The 20,960-nt window shown below is 35.0% G+C and carries 13 protein-coding genes, 1 tRNA gene and 1 pseudogene; 7 read left to right on the forward strand and 8 right to left on the reverse strand.

Going from position 1 to position 20,960, the window contains the following annotated elements; all coding sequences use genetic code 11:
* Both Q1K78_RS14535 and Q1K78_RS14540 read left to right on the forward strand, forming a co-directional pair.
* Nucleotides 1-394: hypothetical protein (locus Q1K78_RS14535; RefSeq protein ID WP_300180330.1), on the forward strand; the 394-nt coding region annotated here is incomplete at its 5' end.
* A gap of 107 nt (nucleotides 395-501) precedes the next feature.
* Nucleotides 502-702: an MbcA/ParS/Xre antitoxin family protein gene (locus Q1K78_RS14540; RefSeq protein ID WP_300180333.1), complete on the forward strand. Its 201-nt coding sequence runs from the start codon at nucleotides 502-504 to the stop codon at nucleotides 700-702.
* A gap of 302 nt (nucleotides 703-1,004) precedes the next feature.
* Here the strand turns inward: Q1K78_RS14540 and Q1K78_RS14545 are convergent, their stop codons facing one another.
* Complete coding sequence (locus Q1K78_RS14545) at nucleotides 1,005-1,235, reverse strand: helix-turn-helix transcriptional regulator (RefSeq protein ID WP_300180336.1); 231 nt, start codon at nucleotides 1,233-1,235, stop codon at nucleotides 1,005-1,007.
* 106 nt (nucleotides 1,236-1,341) lie between these two features.
* On the opposite strand from Q1K78_RS14545, the gene Q1K78_RS14550 reads away from it, so the two are divergent.
* From Q1K78_RS14550 to Q1K78_RS14560, 3 genes and pseudogenes are all read left to right on the forward strand, one after another.
* Entirely contained in the window at nucleotides 1,342-1,674 is a 333-nt protein-coding gene (locus Q1K78_RS14550) for a hypothetical protein (protein ID WP_300180339.1), read from the forward strand.
* A gap of 2 nt (nucleotides 1,675-1,676) precedes the next feature.
* A complete protein-coding gene (locus Q1K78_RS14555; RefSeq protein WP_300180342.1) occupies nucleotides 1,677-2,147 on the forward strand; it encodes a hypothetical protein in 471 nt (156 codons plus the stop codon).
* Between the two features lie 443 nt (nucleotides 2,148-2,590).
* A pseudogene (locus Q1K78_RS14560) lies at nucleotides 2,591-3,639 on the forward strand (IS4 family transposase); the annotation flags it as partial.
* 244 nt (nucleotides 3,640-3,883) lie between these two features.
* Here the strand turns inward: Q1K78_RS14560 and Q1K78_RS14565 are convergent.
* From Q1K78_RS14565 to Q1K78_RS14580, 4 genes are all read right to left on the reverse strand, one after another.
* Entirely contained in the window at nucleotides 3,884-4,837 is a 954-nt protein-coding gene (locus Q1K78_RS14565) for a hypothetical protein (RefSeq protein ID WP_300180345.1), read from the reverse strand.
* A 109-nt stretch (nucleotides 4,838-4,946) separates the two neighbouring features.
* The gene (locus tag Q1K78_RS14570; RefSeq protein WP_300180348.1) at nucleotides 4,947-6,425 is read right to left on the reverse strand and encodes a hypothetical protein; all 1,479 of its coding nucleotides are present in this window, start codon (nucleotides 6,423-6,425) and stop codon (nucleotides 4,947-4,949) included.
* Nucleotides 6,426-6,594: 169 nt separating this feature from the next.
* Nucleotides 6,595-7,686: a tyrosine-type recombinase/integrase gene (locus Q1K78_RS14575; protein WP_300180351.1), complete on the reverse strand. Its 1,092-nt coding sequence runs from the start codon at nucleotides 7,684-7,686 to the stop codon at nucleotides 6,595-6,597.
* A gap of 764 nt (nucleotides 7,687-8,450) precedes the next feature.
* Entirely contained in the window at nucleotides 8,451-9,830 is a 1,380-nt protein-coding gene (locus tag Q1K78_RS14580) for a hypothetical protein (RefSeq protein ID WP_300180354.1), read from the reverse strand.
* A gap of 368 nt (nucleotides 9,831-10,198) precedes the next feature.
* On the opposite strand from Q1K78_RS14580, the gene Q1K78_RS14585 reads away from it, so the two are divergent.
* On the forward strand, nucleotides 10,199-12,352 hold the full coding sequence (locus tag Q1K78_RS14585) for a hypothetical protein (RefSeq protein WP_300180357.1): 2,154 nt from the start codon (nucleotides 10,199-10,201) through the stop codon (nucleotides 12,350-12,352).
* A gap of 527 nt (nucleotides 12,353-12,879) precedes the next feature.
* On the forward strand, nucleotides 12,880-17,922 hold the full coding sequence (locus Q1K78_RS14590) for an RNA-binding domain-containing protein (protein WP_300180360.1): 5,043 nt from the start codon (nucleotides 12,880-12,882) through the stop codon (nucleotides 17,920-17,922).
* Nucleotides 17,923-18,284: 362 nt separating this feature from the next.
* Here Q1K78_RS14590 and Q1K78_RS14595 read toward each other — a convergent pair whose 3' ends face one another.
* The 3 genes from Q1K78_RS14595 to Q1K78_RS14605 all read right to left on the reverse strand — a co-directional run bounded on the left by Q1K78_RS14595 (nucleotide 18,285) and on the right by Q1K78_RS14605 (nucleotide 20,610).
* Nucleotides 18,285-19,610, reverse strand: coding sequence for a tyrosine-type recombinase/integrase (locus Q1K78_RS14595; RefSeq protein ID WP_300180363.1), 1,326 nt, complete (start codon nucleotides 19,608-19,610; stop codon nucleotides 18,285-18,287).
* Nucleotides 19,611-19,689: 79 nt separating this feature from the next.
* A tRNA-Ser gene (locus Q1K78_RS14600) sits at nucleotides 19,690-19,780 on the reverse strand.
* Between the two features lie 122 nt (nucleotides 19,781-19,902).
* Nucleotides 19,903-20,610 (reverse strand): carbonic anhydrase, encoded by a 708-nt coding sequence (locus Q1K78_RS14605; protein ID WP_300180366.1) that lies wholly within the window; start codon nucleotides 20,608-20,610, stop codon nucleotides 19,903-19,905.
* Between the last annotated feature and the right edge of the window lie 350 nt (nucleotides 20,611-20,960).

The following is a 20,960-nucleotide window of genomic DNA, read 5'->3' on the forward strand; positions in this document are numbered from 1 at the left end:
CTATTCAATAATTAACTCTAAAATTATTTCATTATCTCGTTATCAAACACATAACGAACATGCCATATGTAAAGCTAATGAAATTAGTATGGATAATAAAAATAATTTTCTAGCGATTCAATTACGGAACATTGAAAATGTTGTCCTATCAACTTCAAAAACAAAAGAATTCCGAAAGGAAGTCTTTCAAGAAGTACAAAGACAAACGTTAAAATGCTATGAAAAAAAAGTACCGATACATATGGATGCAGTATCTATAACTGTTGGCGCTTTATTAGATACATATCTTGGTAAAACAAGTAATTACCATCTTGATGATAATTATATTTTTGAGAATGTTGTAAAACATATCATGATACATATACATAATAACTTTGAAATGTACATGGGGTAGTTAAAAGAGTAGTTATATACAGATGAACTAAGCAAATACTCTTTTCCTTCAGTTATAAATGAATATGCCTTAAGTTCGTCTACAAGACATGTTATTGGAGGTTACATATGATGATTAACAAAATAGATAACGAAATAAAGTCGCGGCTAATGGTTCTTTTTAATGATGAAGCATTATGTGAAGAGTGGCTAAAGAGCAATAAAATACCGCTGGGTGGCTTAAGTCCATTGGCGGTTCTTAAAACCTTCGGTGGTAAAGATAAAATTCTAGATATGATCGCTAGGATCGAAACTGGGGACTTGTCATAGCTTCGTATATTGTGGTGTAGAAAAAACATACGAAGTTACTAAAATTAAGCTAACGTTTAATAGCCTAACAAACGTTAGCTTAACCATATTCAATGAATCCATGCTGTTTGCAACAAACTTCAAGAGTGTAATCAATATCCGAAATCGGAAATTCATTAATACTTGCTTTGACTGATAACGACGCTTAATCACATGTTCAAGCTTATTCGTGTTATTAGAAGGCTGAAAGGAACTGTCAAATTGAATAGTTTCAGGATTTAAATAATCCAGTTACTTAACCGCTATACTCACCAAAAGATTTTTTACTCAAAAAACTCACTAACATTAACATTAAATACAATAGAAAGATCACGCAAAGTTTCATCTGTAACTCGTATCATGCCTGTTTCAATTTTTGCCAACCTACTACGAGTGAGATCGATACCCTGTAGTGAAGCAATACGATCAACATCCTGCTGTGATAATTTTTTTGATAGTCTGATACTTTTTATTCTAGAACCAGTAATGTTTTTACGAACTGTGATCTCTATCATATTTATGATTGCTCCTATTTGTGTGCAATCACTATCGCAGATATTATCGCCTTAAATTGCACCCATATGGGTGCAAATGTGTTTATAAAAAAGGGTTTATAGAGCAATGAAGCATACGAAATATACTTTATTTTTATTAATGACAGGCATTCTATCTGGGTGTAGCGTTATTGATAATAATACGCGGGATAATACAAGTATTCAGAGAAAGGCTGCATTTGCGTTAGGGACAAGCGCAGATAAGATTCGAATTGAAAATCGAACCGCAGATTTAATGAAAGTTGAGTTTGATGCAATATATAAAGGTCGTCGTTTCCAGTGTTATTACACTGGTGGTGTCTTGGTTACAAGTGATGCTATTTGTTCTGCAACAGATGGAAAAAGAACTCCCTCTAGTGCTAATTGTAATGTGCTATTAAAAGCAGCGGGTAAATGCTGATCATGGCAGTAAAAGTATACAAAGGAAGAATAGATATGTTGGGTCAAAAAGAATTTGATCAAACATCTAGTAAATATGCCTATATCAAACTTATCGATGAGAATAATGAATATATCATGTTAAATAATGTATTGGCATATAACACATGTGATTCGTTTCTCTTAGTGGGTGAGAATGTAGAACTATACCTAAAAAAATTCTACGATTCTTATATTCTATTAGCACTCGTAGTTAATAGCAGAAAAATTATAGATTTTTCGGAAGTATCATGTATCGATAGAGAGTCTACTTCCTGCCTTAAAATTGCCTTATTTGGAATGATTATAGCTTTACCCCTCTCTCTTTTAATAATAGGTTTCCCAATTTTAATCCAAAGCATCTTTTTCTTTATAAAGCATTATCGTAGAAAAAAAGAATACAATTTGAAAAAAATTCAAGATTCTCTATCTTCGTACGGTTTTAATATAAGTTAACTACCTACAAAGAAGTTATCGGAAATTTAAGTCCTATCATTTCACATCATATCAACGACTTAAGTATTAATAACTTTCCCGTTAGTACTTAATGACTAAACAGAACTGTTTAAGCGAGGTCAATGCCGTTCGGATAAGGATTCGTTTTAATATCTGAATGGGTACTTGATTAGAATATAAAAAGCTGAACATGGAAATGTTCAGCTTTTTATCACGAATCATCGCCAGTTCTTATTCACAGATTGATAAGAACACCTAGTCATAAGTAGCTACAAAGAAGCCATCGGAAATTTAAGCTCTATCATTTTACATTATGCTAACAATTTAAGTATTGATCATAGACAGGATCTTAAGAGCTAATTTATTTAGGTAGAAAAAAAGGCCTTTTTTATGATCTGATAATTGTCGCCAAACAAAAAACAAAACCAACAAAAAAGCCGACAATGATTATGTTGATGAAATTCTTTAGCTCTGACGCCCTTCAAAAGACAGGGAAAAGCACTGGGTTTATTCAGCGTTCCCGCGCCATTAGCCCTGACCAAAGGGAACTGTGCTTCAATTGCAGATTTGCTAAGGGAGTTCAATGGGATGTGCTTATGTGACAGAGATAATGTGGCTTACAAGCTCTTTCACAATCAGCTTAGAAAAGAGGAGTTCCCTCATTTCATGCGTCAGTTAGTGCAATTTGCTATGGCTCAGTTCACTCGACAACTGTGCTCTCAGTTACCTGACAAGCTTTCTTGTTTCGATGATGTATTACTTCAGGACGGCTGTTCTTTTCATGTGCATAAAGATTTAGCCTACATTTACCCAAGTCGTTTCAAACGTAACCCTGCTGCGATTGAGTGCCATATGACGATGTCACTCAAGACTTGTATGCCTAAAGAAATGACGATTAGTGCTGATACTGCGTCGGAGAGGATTTTTCTTTCCTCACCCTCAACAATGATCAATAAATTGCTCCTTGCAGATGCGGGCTACCCAGATTTCGATTATTTTTCCGAGCTTGAGCAATGCGGCGGTTTTTATATTTTTCGAGGAGCCAAGTCACTCAACCCAAGCGTTATTGAGGCCAGAAATAGTAAAGGGCGAGAGATGCCTAAACTGGTAGATAAAAAGCTCAAAGACATTACACGTCGCACCAATCGTTCAGAAGTCCTGAATTAAAAGTCCGCCGAGGAAAGCAAGAGTTTCTAGTCGTAAGGCGCTGGTTTTCCAAGAAAAAAGATTTTGTATTTGGCTTACCAATCTTCCTTCTGAAAGCTACTCTGCGGACGACATTATGGATATTTATCGATGCCGCTGGCAGGTGGAGCTTCAGTTTAAGGAATTAAAGTCCCACATAAACTGGCAGCGATTCGCCACTGCACAGAAAGCAATAGTTGATGGTTTAGTCTGGGCCAGTTTATTAGCCTTGATCATAAGGCGCAGTATCGCACTCCAAATATTGCCTTCAGTATCTCTTTTCAAAGCGGCCAAAAATGTGGATGTATTATAGTGTAGTGTAATTATGTATACACATTTCAGGCGTAATACAGATTTCAAAAGAGAGTTACGCCGTTTTTGTGTATACACATTTCGGGCGCAATACAGATTTCAAAAGAGAGTTACGCCGTTTTTGTATATATACATTTCGAGCATAATACTGATTTAAAAAGAAAGTTATACAGTAATCTTACAATTCCCATAAATGAATATTTAGCTAAAATTCAACCTGAATTACTAGTCCACTACAGTTAATCCTGAGTTATCGGTTGCTTTGGCATGATGCGCTGATGCTTCTTTAAGTGCCTTATCTTTTCTGACAGAACTGCTTCTAACTTTTTTGACTCAGCTACTTCTGCTATAGCGCTTTCAAGCTTCGCTTGTGCTTTGGCTTCTGCTTGAGTTATTCCTTCATACTTAGTTGATAAAATAGTGAGCTGTTGTCTAACATGATCTAATTCAACAAGTAACCGAGATTCCGTTTCAATTTGTTTTTCTACCTCAGTTCGACAGTTATTCCACTGCGTTTCTAATACTGTATTTTGTTTAGTGAGAGCCAGAACCTGTTCATTTTGCAGAACTTCATTTTGTCGACCAATCTCCAATTCACTGAGCAGAGATGCATTCTCATTCCTCATTGATTTTAACGTCGCAAGATGTTCCGTACACTGTTGTTCTGCTGTACCTAGTTCTTCTTCTAATGCGATATTATCCTGCTCTAACTGTTCATTTAATTCGACTTGAACCTTCACGCGATCTTCAGTTATGAGAAGATTCTCCTCGGCTGCCACAAGTTTTTTGACGGCTTCCTCGGCAATTGTTTTTGACTCAAGAAGTCGAGCGCGTGTTAGGTGCTCGTAGTGAGTATCCGTTGATGCATTGAGTTTAGTGACGAGAGCAAAAAGTAATGAAGATAATTGCCCTTCAATTAGTTTAAGTGACTCCTGGATCTCGATGGGTAGAGGCAATACTTTAGGGTCTTCAAGTACAGCTATTGCTGGTTGTGGTACTTCAATACTAGACTTGTCAGGTAGATTTATATGTCCTTGTTCAATCAATTGTTTTAGATCTTTATATAACGTATCACATCGTCCATGTCCTATGATTTCTCTGAGTTGCCATCCCGAAATTTCAGTTCCTTTTTCAATTAACTGATTCGCTGCGTTGATAATATCATTTTGAGTATAGGATTTTGGTCTAGCCATTTTTTCACCATGATTGTTTTTATAGTTATTGGAGTTTGTTTGTTAGTAATGTTTGTTAGTAACAAACATTACTAACAAACAAATAGGGGGATTAATGCGACATAGATAGCTATCGCTCTTTTCTGAAATTATCTTCTTTTCTGGAAGAGGATAATTTACTTATTAATTCTTCAGCTTTGATTTTCAATGGGTCAGGTAATTCCCAAAGTGTGCTCATAGCATCGTCAAGAAAGCGCATTGCTTTATGCTGATAACCAAGATCTTTTGTATGTAACGCCATAAAAAAATGGGTACAGAACATTGTTAGTTTGTTCATTAACTCATCATTAAATGTACGTAACGTTATTAGAAGCGTTTGTTTCTCGGCACGTAACACCTGTACTTGATCTGATAGCGCATAGTTTTCTTGTTGAATATTGAGCTGTTCTTCTTTTAGCATCAGCAATTCACCAAGCATGATATTGAGCTGAGTGTTTTTTTCATCAAGTCGACTCGCTGTATTAGTTACTTGATAATTTAGTTCTAATAATTGTTCTTTTTTCTTTTTAATCATTAGATTATGGAAATTGAACTCCCTCTCTGATTTCGGTAGTTTGGCTTCCTGATTCATTTTTTGACGCTGTTTAGATCTACGTTCTGATTCTGGAGCAAGTTCTGCGATTAATCCTTTTTTGCTAAAAAGGTGCTCGTTAGCATACTCAAACACCATTTTCTGAAACATCTCTCCAAAAAACCGTGTTTGCTCTTTAGATAAATCGTCATTAACGGGGAGCACTTTATCGTTCAAACCAACCTTTTCGATGTATTGATTAACTACGATCTTTTGGCTTCTTAATAAGTCAAATTCCCCCGTGTTTTTGTTCCTTCCTGACAAAAAGTAGTGCGTATGTGCTCCTGTATTTTCATCAATGTCACGCTCATCATCGTGTCCAATCACTAATTGAATAGGATAATCAGGAAAATAATGTGTTAAGAAACTCACCGTGAACGTCATATATTCTTGCAACGAAACTTGCTCATTGGTCACTTTCCATTTGTGGGGGATCTTAAATATTCCCTCTTGGATAAATGTGCAATTTAGGTTAGGGCGACTTTGCGTTTGGTTGTGCGCATCAAGATAAGTCTCTAACATTTTGACTCGTTGTGTTTTCCGCGACATCACCATCGTTTTGAACTTTTCAATATTGCTATACGAGACATGCCCTGATGACTCAAGGATTTCTTCTAGAAACGCAGCAGCTGCCTCGTTACCATTCTTGTATTCAGCTGCGATTGCTGTTTTCAGTTTCTTACGGTACTGCCGATGCTTCGTTTGTATTTTTGTGTAATCACGAATTAGTGGCGCTGGCGCGGTTGTAAAAAGTAATTGTTCTTTGTTCTCATCACTAAGTGAGTGCAACGGAAACGTTTCACCATTACGCCATAATAGATTTGTATCGGATAAGCGATCATTCCATTCAAATTGCTTCGTCGGTTTTGCTTCTGTTGCGAGGCGAAGAGAGTGCTTCAGTGACTGATCACAACGAGAGCGGTCTTTCTGATTTGATGTGAAATTGTATCTGCGATGAAAGAAGCGGATCGATTTCATGCTAGCTCCCGTGGGGAGCTAGCCAGGGAGTCAAGAGGTACTCCTCTTGCCCGCAGCTTGCGTGCATCTTTTGCGAAGCAAAAGTGTGACGCAAGCGCAGCGGGTTGCGTTGTCGTCACATTTATCAAATGCGCGACTTTTGAATTGTTCTCAAGCGAAAAGACCCCCATTACGCATCCTCCAACATCGCCTGAATCAACTGCATTAGATGCGGTTTTTTCGTTAGCTTACCAAGCATAGAGAAAGCCGTATCAGGCACCGCTGGAAGCGAAACAGTACGCTTCACTACAGGCATTCCGAATGCATCTTGCAAATGTTGAGAGGCTAAAAGAGCACAATCTGGAGCATCTTCACGCAGCCATTTCCCGTAATGCATATCAACCATGTTAGTGCCAGTATGTCCCATTTGCTGGCTAATCCATTCCTTACTAATACCAGCGGTTAAACACTGCGAAGCAAATGTGTGTCGAAGCTGACCTGAACCTCGATGTGCGATACCAGTAGTTTCTAAAAATGGATTGAAAAAAGTTTTACCGAACTGCTTAGCATTAAGAAATGGTTGACGTGTTTTACTGTTAATGAAAATAAACGCGATAGATTCTTTCTGATACGTTTTATTGTCTCGCTGTAAAACATCAACAGTTTTTCGACGACGTTTCCCTGTAAGTAACAACTGCTTTTTCAGAATATCGACAGCGAGTGGATTAAGCTCAACAGCACGTACAGATCCTGATGTTTTAGGTACTTTATAACTGTTCAATACACGAGCACGTCGTACATAAATAACATTGCGTTTCCAATCAATATCATCCCATGACGTTGCAATTAACTCGCCAATTCGTAAACCCGTAAGTAAGTTGAATAAGGTTGCATTCTTACCTTGCTCACATACGTTACTGCACTCATACATGAGTGCTATCTCTGTTTTAGTAAATGGATTCGGTTCATTATGGGAGTTTTTGAGGTTATCAATTCCTTCCATTGGGTTACGAACAATTATTCCATCAAGCATCGCTCGAACAAAAATGGCTCGAAGAATCGTTAAATGACCATTGATAGTTTTATTTGAAAAACGTTTGTGCCATTTCATAATTAGTTGACGAAGATCGCTATGAAGCACAGAATTGATCATTCGTTTACCGAGAGATTTTCTTACATTGTTTGTTTTGCTTGCTTCTGACCTTAGCGTTGATGGAGATACGCTAAAACGCCTTTCTGCGAGGTAATCATCTAAGTAATTATTAATTGTTTTTATAGTCATAATTTATCCATATGGCAGCTTAAATGCTGCTTCTCGATGGCAAACTACGATATATTTAGATTTCCGTCAATGTACTCGGTTATCCTAAAACTTATCTAAAATTAATGACTTACTGTGCGTTTTTTGTATACTTATCACAAGTAAAAATCAAATTCTCGCATATTTATCAATTGAGTTGGAGATCTAGTTATTTTGGGGAAGTCTCTTTCTTAGGGAAGAAAATATATTTTTTATTTTGTGATGTAAGTCCATTGATAGGTGCGAAAGTGGCAGTGAAATCGGAACTCAAAACAGTGAACTTGAGTTTAATATTAATAGTGTCCAGAACTATGACCCTCTGGAGATAGCAGATTCTAAATATTATGTTAGATGCGTTAAGCTAACGTTTGTTAGGCTAATAAGCGTTAGCTTAATGTTACTCACTTGGCTTATTTACTACTGCATAATGTATGCTGTAAATTATCCAAAGTGTTTTGGAACCTTAACTAAGACGATGAATTTTAAATCTAATCTGGGGTATGTAACGGTACTGCTCTGGTTGAGGCTATTCATTCGTAGGGTTATGGTTCAGGGATAACTTTAACAGCAAGATTTACAGCGTATAACAATTTATAAATAGACGTTCAAGTAAAGCTTGTGACTCAGAATTACTCAAAACGCATTATAATTTCGTAGTGTATTGATGAAAGTAAGCTGATTTTTCAGCGAATAACAAAATATCCAAAGAGGAGCATCCAATATAATGCGTTATTACAATTACAAGCTTACACTGACGTAGTAGATAGGACTTCCTTATGCTCTATCATATCAAATGTATTCGACTTATTACCGATACGAAAGTAAAAGCGAGGCCCTGAATGTCCTAAAACATTGAAAATTAAGTTATGGAAGAGATTTAAGCATGACAATACTCTATCTCTGTCAATTTGTTGAGAGGCTAAACTATCATCCCTTACTTTAGGGTGAGCGCATTCATTTCTCAGTTTCGTCCACAGCTTCTTTTCATCGATAGTGATAATCCCTTCATTAACCAAGTATTCTAGAGCTTTTGCGGCAGTGGTATTTTTCCAATATGAGACACTAGATAATAGTCGTTCTTTATGCTTCTGTGATATGTCCAAATTAGATACTAATGCCTTAATTTGTTTGATATCTTTTTCTAACGCTTCATCTTTGATATTTTTCTTGATGGCAGGAATAAAAATGTCATTCAACAAACCTTCTATAGCCACTGATAAAGTTAGTGATGTTATAGCATTATTTGACTGAAAACTGTGCCAGACTTGATTCCATTGAGAGTAAATGCTTTCATAAACTTTTGGCTTGGTTGCTCTTAGATCGAGCATCGATTTAAACAACAGATAATGGCTTTCTTGATACTCTTTTTCGACAACGGATCCTACCATAGGGTTTGATGACCGTTTGTGTTTGTAACTATTGTTAATGCTATGAATTGTCGTCGTTTTTTCAGCGCCATTTCTTTTTATCGTGATGTAGGGTTGAGGCATTACCCCTCCACTGAATCCAATATAGAACTGCAAGCACTCTAATACAAGATTAGTATCAAAGTCACCAACCGCATTGACTGATACATAGCCATCATTTTTTACCATAGAAATGGACATATTATTAGATTCAATAACTGTTTCATTCCAGCTTGACGAACTTGAACCTAATGTTGAAGATTCTGAGTTCATTTTATTAGCAGGAATATCGAAGTGTTCTGAAAACTCAAAGTGTAGATAATTTGGTTTATCAGAATAGTTTTTTGGCTTGCTAGTGCTCGATATTTCCGACAAAAATATATACATACAGCTCGTAGAACGGCTAGAGTTCATGTTTACTGTAATAGAAAAACCACTAGATATGAAAATGGTGCCATCTAGTGATTCTACTTCAAGCAATAGTTTTTGTTCTTCAAGTAACGCATCTTCGGGTATTTTGTGGTTAAAAAGCAACTTCGGGAGGTTCTTAGATTCGGTACATATGAATTCCAAATATAGACAACCAGTTGTGTTTATTTTAATCGTTCCGTGGCCAGATAACTGGATTCCTGTTTGTATTTCTTGCCATACTTTTACTTGAGTACAATGCAATACAAATTCACCAGCACGAATAGCTGGTTTTTGATTATCGATAAACATAAGTTACTCCCTAAGAACCTACATCATTATACAATGTTTCAACAATACAATCAGTAGTTTGTCCTCGATGGATCTAAAGTCTTCAACTCTAGCTACTTAATATTTGAAAACAATGGTATAGGTTATGTTTTTTTATCGAATGAGTTCCGCTTACTTGCACTTATCCTGTTGATAGCCAAACTATATGGTGACCAATAGTAATTAGAGAGGGCTATTATATGCTAGAGCAAAACCTCTAATAGGAAAGAATCAAGACCTGATCCTATTTATTTTAATAATAGCGAAGTGATTTTAGGTTATTTGACGAAAGTCCCTATATAAAACAAAGTTTATGCTACATTACAAAAAAATATTTTAGTAGAAAATTCATGAAAATTAAAGTATCAAAAATCAAGAAAGCTAATATTTTTACCGACGAATATTTAGCACTAACGCAGAACAACGAGTTAGATTTCGAGCGTAAGAAAGTATGTGTATTATATGGACCTAATGGAACAGGGAAAACAAGTTTATCCAAGGTCTTAAATCAAGACAAAGACGTAGAGTATACCCTTGACATTGATGGTACAGAACATACCGAAAATAGTGATCCGATAGCTCATATCATATCAGACCAAAATGACAGAAACGTAATTCAAGGTGAGACTCAGGATTTTATCCTTGGTGATGATATTAAAAGGGAATATCAACTTAAACAAAAACTGAATGACAGTTTTTATTCACTGTTAGAAAAAGAACTTGTTGGCATCCTCAAGAAAAACTATCAAATAGCTAAAATGAGTACGAATTTTGATGAACTTATTCTAGATAAAGACTTATTAGGCTTTATAGCAGACATAGCAAATAGTCGCTCCAGAGGTAAAAAGATAAATCGTAAAAATTTCATTGATACAGTGTATGGATACCATTTAATAGACAAGCCAGACTATGACGAAGCGAAACTAAGATTTTTCATTGAGGATTTTGCTAATAATGACTCGATCATTCGCGCTTTATCAAACTACAATTTCCAACTTGATGATAAAGAACAAAGCATAGTCAAACTTGAAGAGCAAAGTGAAGCTGTAATAATACTAAATAAATTCAACTATATAGATGAATGTTTGGTTTGTGACCACCCTATTGATGTAGTAGCTAAACTAGCTCAGAAAAATGAACAATATGAACAGACATCCAATCAAATGGATGAAAAAGAAAAAGAAATTGCAGAAAAGATCATTAAGAACCTATCTCAGCCTGATGCGTTTAATATCAAAGATAGAGTTAGAACTGCTATAAAGAAATCTGATAAATCCTTTATTGAGGAGCTAGTAGTTGAATTTAACAACTATAAAGAAGTGTACTGGCAACTTCTCAAGCATGACTTTACCACAGCTTCAATTAATTACGCATTACAAGAAGACTATGAAGCCTATCAAGCGTTACTTAAGAATAAACCAACATTTGGAAGTGAAGACATATTGTTCATCGAACAGTTTCTAAATGAATCTCTTGAGCGTGAAATTTCACTAGAGCGTGATGCTAATAACAATATTAGACTTATGCTAGGAGGGAAAGATTTTCTAAACAAAAATCGCCAAGACCTTGAGCTAAGTAATGGTGAGCAGAACTTTCTTTCACTCGCATTTGAACTCTTAAAAGCGAAAAACTCGACATGTGAATTAATAGTACTTGATGACCCGATATCGAGCTTTGATTCCATCTACAAAAACAAACTAGCATATGCGATTTTAAGCTTCTTATCTTCCAAAAAGACTCTAGTCCTTACGCACAATACAGACTTAATTAAACTATTAGAGCATCAGGAAAAACAGTGCTTAAACTTATACTATTTCAATAACGTAGTTGGTGAGAGTAACGGTTTTACTCCAATTACCTCACAAGAAATGTCGATTCTCTTGTACATCTATGAATTCTTAAACCTCTTAAGAGAAGGTATAAAAACAGAAATTGATGATGAAAAACACTTTCTGATATCTCTAGTTCCGTTTATGCGCGGATTTTGTCAAATTAGGGGGTTGGTTGAAGAAAAGAACAAGTTAACTCAGCTAATGCATGGTTACTGTGATGAAATGATCAATGTTACAGATATTTATCAGAAGTTATTTTCTGACAGAGTACTAAGCGCAGTTCATCAAGTATCAGCGAAGGAAGTTGTTGGTTGGGACTACATGAAATTTAGCCCTTTAAAGTCTGGATCTTATCCTTTACTATCAAAAACACTAAGACACACACTTACATATCTATATTTGAGGCTAAATGTTGAAAAAGTTTTAGTTGAAACATATGCCATCAATACAAAAAAACACGATATGTTATCTAATATAATTTTCGCTTCATTTAAGGGAAGTGAACGCGAAAAAATACAACATCGCGTCTTCTTCATGTCAAAGAAAACTCTTCTAAATGAGTTTAATCATTTTGAAATGGATATGAATATCTTTCAGCCTGCAATAGATATTACAGACAAAGCTTTAAACAAAGAGCGGGAGCAGATACTCAAGCGATTAAAGGCATTATAAGTTAGAGAATAGACACCGAAATGTGTCTATTCTTTATTTGAGCCTACTAGGAACCTAAAGAGCTGCTGTCATGTGACGATCATATTCAAATAGAAGATTTCTTTTTCTTGTGGGGTGAAGTATGAAAAGTATCAGTTTTCTATATCTAATGTTATTCGATAAATTTTCAATTAAGAAACTAGTTCAAATTATTTCTGTCCAGAACCGTTACAATTGGCACTTTCTAGCTCGAAAATGCCCCTTTATGCTTTAGTTAAGCCTATCAATAGCAAAGATCGGACGAACCGATGGCCTATTTGTCCTAATATAAAAATGGCAACAAATTGAAGGCTTTACCAGTTTATTAGGTGGGAAAACAGTAATGAATGAATGTTAGTAACTACGTCAATAGACAAATATCAGCAGTGCTACCAATCTAGTATCAATGATACAATGCATTGTAAGACAAAACACTCTAACCAAAGTATATGACCTTAACTAAGTGGTATTCTGTAAATAAAAATGAAAAACAATATAAAGGATTAAACGTGTCTATAAAAAATATTGTGGAAAAGTTGTTCTGCGAAAATACAAACTACACAACGCCAGATCAAGCGACTAATCAAGCTAGTTCATTAGTTGCACTTTCAACAGATTTATACACTGATTCCAAAAGATTTGTGTATGAATTGTTACAGAATGCAGACGATTCACCTACAGAAGAAAGTAAGGTAAAGGTTTGGATAAAAATTTTTGATGGTGTACTAGTTGTAGCACATTCAGGTAAATCGTTCGATGAAAGGGATGTGAAAGGCCTTTGTAACGTAAATAATGGAACAAAAAAATCAGATGCAAGCAAAACAGGATATAAGGGGATTGGCTTCAAATCAGTATTTGGTCAATCAGAAAAAGTTACAGTTTATACAAATAGCGAGTATTTTCGATTTGAAGCATCTTTTGAGTTTGATTGGAGTTGGGATACCAACAAGGCAGATTGGGAGAGGTTAAACGACCGTCAATTTGTTCATCCATGGCAAATAATCCCTATATATACAGAGTGTGAGTCTGTATCGGAGCCTATTCATCAATACTTACAGAAAGTCGATGCTAATGTTGCGACAATAATAGTACTTGATAATGTCACCGATACTCTTTTGGCTGTACAGGAACTATCTGATAACGTTAACATGTTTATATTCCTAAAGAATATATCTGAAATAAACTTTGAATTAGATGAAACCAACCTAATTGAAATAAATTATTTATCAAATGATGAAATCGAACTTAAAAAAAATAAAAGTGTTATTTCTAGGTGGCTGATAAATAAAGTTGACCTAGATATACCGAATGAACTGACACTAGCTTTAGCTGATGAAAAAAACATTCCCAACAAATTACTATTAGCTAAAAGTATAGAGCTAACCTTAGCTGCTAAAGTTTATGAGGATGAAATAATAGAGCTGTCAGATAGTGAAAGTGTCGTATACTCTTATTTACCCACAGATGAAATAAAGTACAAGTTTCCAGTTCTAGTTAATACAAGTTTTTTGACTAATGCGAACCGTGAACACCTACATGTAGATTCAAAATGGAATCACTGGCTCTTTGGTCGTATTGCTAGTGAAATATTCAACTGGATTTCAGAGTTGGTTGTTGGTAAATATCAATATCAAGCATATAGGTTAATACCAAAAAAATTGCCTAATGATGAATTGGGTAAGAATTTTAACGTTGGTATGGATGAATCAATAGAAAATGTTTGTTTTGTTATTACAAATAGCAATCAACGGATTAAAGTAAAGGACTCTATAGTTGATTTTACATATCTATCTGAAAAACCATTTATTGGTGAAGAAAAAATTAAGTCCTTTATAAGTGAATTAAATAATATTAATGGTTCTCAATGTTTTAGTTTAATTAGAAGTTTGGGATTTGGACGTGTTTTAAAAACACTTGGGGCGCAAAGCTTTGAATGGAAGGATTTACCTCTACTATTAAGGTCGCCTAGTTTTTCTCACAACTATTCAGTCGATGAAAATATAAAACTCATCAAACATCTTAAATACTTATGTGAAAAAGAATCGGTTACTAGTGTTACAAATAAAGTTTTAATTAAATTTCCATTTATATTTGATCATCAAAACAAATTAAATATACCATCAGAAATATACTTCCCTACTTCTAATGATAATAGTTGGGACGACTCCGAAAGTGAGCTATCATTTCTACATAAAAAAATACAAGAATGGCTTACTTTACATCCAGATATGCGAGTATGGATGGAGCAACTTGGCGTTGTTGAGAAAACAGATATCAGTTTTATTCATAAAACCTTAATTCCCCACTCAGATAGTTATATAAATAAAGAAAATGCAGTCCAATCTATTAGAGATCTTTTTAATTTATATAATAAAGAGGAACTAAAATCAGAACTACTTTCTCAGTTGTCTAGCTTGAAGTTGCTAACCAAAAAAGGAAATCTAATTTCTGCAAAAAATAGTATTCTGTCTAACGATTATTCACCACGGGTTAGTTTAGAAGGTGAGTTAGATTCTGATGTGTTTATCAGCGACAGTTATATGGACGGTGTTGTTAACAAGGATGAATGGAAAAGGTTCTTTAAATTGCTAAAAGTTTCTGATGGGATAACTTATATTCAGCATAAAGAACGGATGAATAAAAGTGATTTAATTGGCATTGGATATAAAAAAGAATACTTTGAGGAAGATGATAAAAAGTTCAATCCATGTTATTCAACGTTTATAAGTGATTCATATAAAGAAATATCAACTCTCAACTATATTCATAAAACAATTGATAACTATTCGTTGGCAAGGGTCTTTTGGAAGGATGTGATTAATAATATATCCGTTCTAGATTTATCTAAACCAACTATTGCTTTTTGGGGTAATTCAGGAATGCAAGGGCAGATAACAGGGGATAAGGTAGGTAATTATGTCCAATGGGCTGTAAATAAATTAAGAATTATTCCAGTTTTATCAAAAAAATGTGAACTATCATGTAACGTATTTCTAAATACGGATGGAATTAAAAAAATATCTGGAGATTATTTACCTGTATTTGATGGTGTAGAGCTATCTTCTGATTGGAAGTCTTTCTTTAATTTTAAAACTGAACTTCAACTAGTTGACTATTTGTATTTATTGAGTGAAATATCAAGAGACTCTATCGAAAGTAATAATATTACTTCAACTAATTCTAGTAGAATTCAACTAGTTTACGAAAAACTAATTGAATCTTGTGTGAATTGGGGAAGTTCAGAACTTCAGACTATAGCTGATTGGTCTAGTTTTGGTTTATTACTCAATACCAATCAAGAATTTGTAGATTGTAAATCTATACATTATTTTTTAGATGGTAACGATGCTATATTCCAAGAGCAATTTAATTTCATATCACTAAATTCGGCTAATAAGAATCATCAAAGTATTATTATATTTTTGAAAGCATTTAACATTAAAATATTGGAGCAACGTGACTTCAAAATAAATGTCGAAGAGTCTAATATTTCTGAAACATTACGTTCAAAGTTAGAACTTGGTCTTCCATTTCTAAAGGATTGGATCGAGAGTGAAAGTGAATATGATAAAAATCAGACTTATTTGGTTGGTTTGGACATTAAGCTTTTAGAACTGAAACTTTATGAAGCTGAGTCTCTTAAAATTAGATATGAAGGTATAAATTTTACAAAAAATGTTAATGTTCACCTTAACGAGGATGAACTATATGTAAGCAAACCATGGAGAAGTAATAAAGTCCTCTTGCAATTGCCTAGTATTTTGTGCAGATATTTTAACTTGATGGGACACGAAAAAAAGTTCAACTTCATTTTGTGTTCTGATATTGAAGAAATAATAGAATATTTCGAACAAGAGAGTATTAATATATCGACTAATATAGCAGTGGATAATAATATTATCTCCAGAAAATTAAATGATATTCAATCATTTCTTCCCAAGGAGATTGTAAAATCGTTCAGTGAGGTTGAAATAGCAATTAATAATGGAACCTCTCCAGATTTTTTTCATATCCCTACAGCTGATTATAAAAGACTTATTTATGCTGAAACGCTAATATCAAGAGCTGTTGAAAATATCATTCAGTATTTAGACAAGTTTCCAGAATATGATTGTAGTGATCATTATGAAATTGCTCCGAGTATTATAGGGGGAGTAAAGAAAGGTGGTCAAGATCTAACGATTGTTGCTAGACCTTCAGACAATGATGCAGTACTTCTTTATTATACTTCAGAGTTTGATGTTCTAGAATATGTAGATGCTGAGTTTTGGTGTGAGGATGGTATTAACGTGCCTCAAAAAATCACTCTTGGTCATTTGCTCAAAGAAACTAAAATCAATAGAATTCCCGTAAATAAATTCTCATTCGAAGAGCATGATTTTGATGAATTCATCCAAAAACAAACATCTATTGATTTTGAATATGATGCAGTACCGCCTTCTCCTTATAAAGTAGCTCAAATTATTTCTTCATTTGGAAATACGGAAGGAGGGATACTTGTTTATGGTATACAAAAAAACGTTTCAGATAATAAATTTGTAGGCTTGAGTACTGATTTCAGGATGGATGAAATTACTAACAAAGCTTTAATGATGATCTCTCCTTTACCAAAGGTTACTTATGATTGGGCCCATGAGTGTGGGAAAAATTTATTCATTATTAAAGTGGATAAATCAACTGAAGATATGTTGATAGGAAATGATAAATTCATAAGGGAAAACTCTCAGACGATAATTGAGGAAGATACTAGTTTAAAAGTTAAGGAACAATTAGCTATTGCTGATTTTGATACTACTGTCGCTATTATTATAGGAATTGAAGATTATAAGCCAAGAGGTTGCAATCAAGTTCCATCTGTTAAATACGCTAAAAATGATGCTTTACTATTTAAAGATATGCTAGTAGAAAGATTTGAGGTCTCAGAACATAATATTTATATGTATCTCAACGAAGACGCATTAAAAAGTGATTTAGAGAACGGTCTTGGTTATATATTTCATTCTTTATCGGAGAAAGATCGGTTGGTTTTCTATTATGTCGGTCATGGGTTCCATGATGGAACAACGAACTTCCTTACAACATATGATACTTATACCACAAATATTACAGAGACAGCGGTTTCTCTACGTAAAATTTTACTTGACCCATTATTAAAATCAAAGTGTAAGTCAGGTTTGGTTTTTATCGATGCTTGTGCTCAAAGCTTTATAAATGATAGAGAAAGAGCATTGATTACAGATTTGAATAATGAAGATTTTCAGTTATTTAAAAGTGAACATCCAAGTTTTGGTACTTTTCTATCTTGTCAGCCAGGGCAGAGTTCATACTCTTGTCATGAACTAGAACATGGTATATGGACTCACTTTTTAAATGAAGGATTTAATTTAGAAGGAAAAGGTGCGGTAAAATTTGGGAAATACATTACTGATAGGTCATTAAGTGATTTCTTGTCTAAAAATGTTCCTTCTTATACAAAAGCCAATCTTGATTTTGAACAGAATCCAAAATCAATTCTAGATGCTGGGTGTGAGAATGTAATTATAAAGATATGAGTTTAATTATACTTTTACACTCATATCTATTATTAATAGCGTCCGATAAAATTGGTCGCTACTAGAAATTGAGTCATTGCGGGGGGGCGTTATAATATAAGAATGTTTATATTAAATTCCCTTCCGATTAACGTTGTTAAGTATCAATAAGAAAGTTTATTAAAATAGTGAGTAAATACGATATGTTTACCGCATAGCAGAGCAAAGTCATTTGGAGGTTTGTTATCGTTAGAACGTCATAGTTCGGAAATTTTTAACAACGAACTAGCTATCATGGTTAGTTCGGTTTTGTCCAAAAATAATTTACGGCAGCAAAATAGGAAAATTAACCTAAGATAGCTTTGTTTTCAATCAATAGAACCTTATTTGAAACTGATGAGTTTCGGATTATGAATCTGGGGGAAAGTAACAAGATCTATTACCTCAGATAATTTCGCCATTGAGTACTTTTTACCATAACGGCCAAATGTCATACTTTGATGTGTATGCCCAACTATTTGTGCTACCAGCGATTCTTCAATCCCTTTTTGTTTTAACTCATCAATGAATGTATGTCTAAAACCATATGCCGTTGGGCGAGCATTAGCAGGCATACCTATTGCCGTCTGTAAGCGTCCAAATTGCTGGCAGTAACTTTTTGACCAGTCTTGCCATTTCCCATCAGGCTTATAGTTAAAGAGCTGAATACAACGTGCAGCTTTACGATTAGCCACATAATCTAGAAATCCTTTTTCTAGTAAAATGGGATGAATAGGAACGTAACGCAAACTACTTGCAGTTTTAATGTGTTGCCCCTCACCATCTTCAGAAACGACAAAGCATTCGATACCCTCTTTATTACAAATATCAGCGACACGTAACTGACAGGCTTCTGCTGGACGTAACCCGTGATAGAGCATAATTACAGTAACCCATTTAAACTCGTCAGACTTAGCTTGAAAAGCGGCTGAGCGGTACAGCTTAAGTAAATCTTTTATAGACCATCGTTCACGCTCTTCATCTTGTGTTTTCTTCTTTGTTTGTTCTTTAACCGCAATATCTTGAAATGGGTTTTCTGCGATGTAGTTCATTTGCTTACACCATTTGAAGAATTGACGACAGGATGCAAGGTAGTCTTTGTTAGTTTTATAGCTTCGTCCTTCTTGATATAAGCGGTCACGAAAGCGAACGGCATCGGCACTAGTGATTTGAGAAATACAATCTAGAGTTAATGCAGATAAGAAGTGGGCTGTACGCTGGTTGAGTTGTTCTATTGTAAGAGGGCGTACTTTAGCGTGTTGCTTTGAAGCAATGAACTCTTCAAGTGCTTTTTGTTGAGTAATGATTGTTTTTGGTTGTATAGCAGCAAGATCCGAAATATTTATAGTTGTTTGGGGTTGAAGCGAACTAATAGTTCGCACTTGTCGAACAGGTAAGCGGACTGTATCGCGCAGAGTAAAGCTATCTCGTACTTGGTTGACGAGTACATCAACGTTATCACGGAAGGTACTAGGGTTACATTCTTGGAAAGCATCATCGATGAGCTTTCTAAGTTGCGGAACCAGGATGAAATTACGATCGACGGCTTCATCACGTCGTTTAGTGAGTAAAGAAATTTTCAAGTCAAAAGGAAAGCCATTATCACGTAAGGACTTAGGCAAACAAATGCGGGTATAGTAGGTCGAGTTTGGGGCACGAAAAAGGTACATTGTCTCAGTCAATCCTATGTGATGACTTAATACAGCCCCAAAACGAGAAAAGCCCTTGAATAATCAAGGGCTTAATGTTTGGTGGAGGGATAGGGATTTGAACCCTAGAACCGCTATTAACGGTTGCCGGTTTTCAAGACCGGTGCTTTCGACCACTCAGCCATCCCTCCAATGCCGTGAATAATAGGCGTAACTGTTCTTCTTGTAAAGCATTCTTTTTGAAATAAAAAACCGTTCGCTTTAAATTTATTCATATTGGTGAGGTTTAAAGCGAAATGTGTGTTTTTAGTTCTTATTGTAAGACTGGACGTGCATTGATTTCTTGTGTTGGACGGTTATTGCCATCATACAATGCTTTAAATTGAGTTAATTGTTGTGATGAAATTGCAATTGGATTCTTCATTACAAACCAAGTAACTCCTTCACTGCATGGTGGAGTTGTTAATGAACCATTAAAGCGATAGTAAGTTTGGTCGGTTGGAAGTAAATTTATGAGGTTTAATTTATTTGTTAGGTTTACTTCGCCAGAGGTTGGCATTTCTTGCCATATTTTCGCTAACTCTGTGTTTGCGTTTCCTTCTTTAAACATCACGCCGATAACAGCAAGGTTACCCTCTTTATCTGAATGAACTAAATGCATCTCTAATGGATAGGAATGACCAGCGATTAGGTTTTCACTTGGGGTATGAAAATGTAATTGAAGAATATTAAATGTCTTTCCTTCTACTTGAATCGATTGCTTGCCATCAAAACTAACTTGAACAGTATGTCCATTATTGACGATGTTTTTACCTGCTTGAGCGTAATTAAATGCAATTGGGCTTAATGTACTTTCAATAGCATCAGTAATATTGATAGGAGATTGGTTAACTCCAGTCTGACAAGTGCCATGCCAATGTTCTGGTGCTGTCTGACCTGAATAGCTCCATTCAGAAGCGGAAGCGAACGAGCTGGCTGATAGGGCGGTGATAACTGCTAACGTCGAAATAAGATGTCTCATGATTTTTATGGCCTTTTTATTTTATAAAATAAGATATCAGGCTAGTACAGATATTGTTGAGTTAAAAACGCTTTTAATGAAATTTAGCTAGCTACTTCCATTTCTATGAAAGTATTTGATAGTTTGTTTTATTTTTAAGTCATAGTTGATGGAAGGCCATTATTAACAAAGTGACAGTGGTAGGGATTTGAACGCGAGATACGCTATTTCGATGGTGAGCTTATGAGTATCCATATTCAACAGATACAAAAAAGCCTCGTCATTTCTGACAAGGCTTTGTTGTATTGGCGGAGCTGACGGGACTTTCTATCTCACCTTGAGAGCAGCACGTCCCCCGGCGTGTCAGGCCG

This window comes from uncultured Aliivibrio sp., from assembly GCF_946479765.1.
Taxonomy (GTDB): Bacteria; Pseudomonadota; Gammaproteobacteria; order Enterobacterales; family Vibrionaceae; genus Aliivibrio.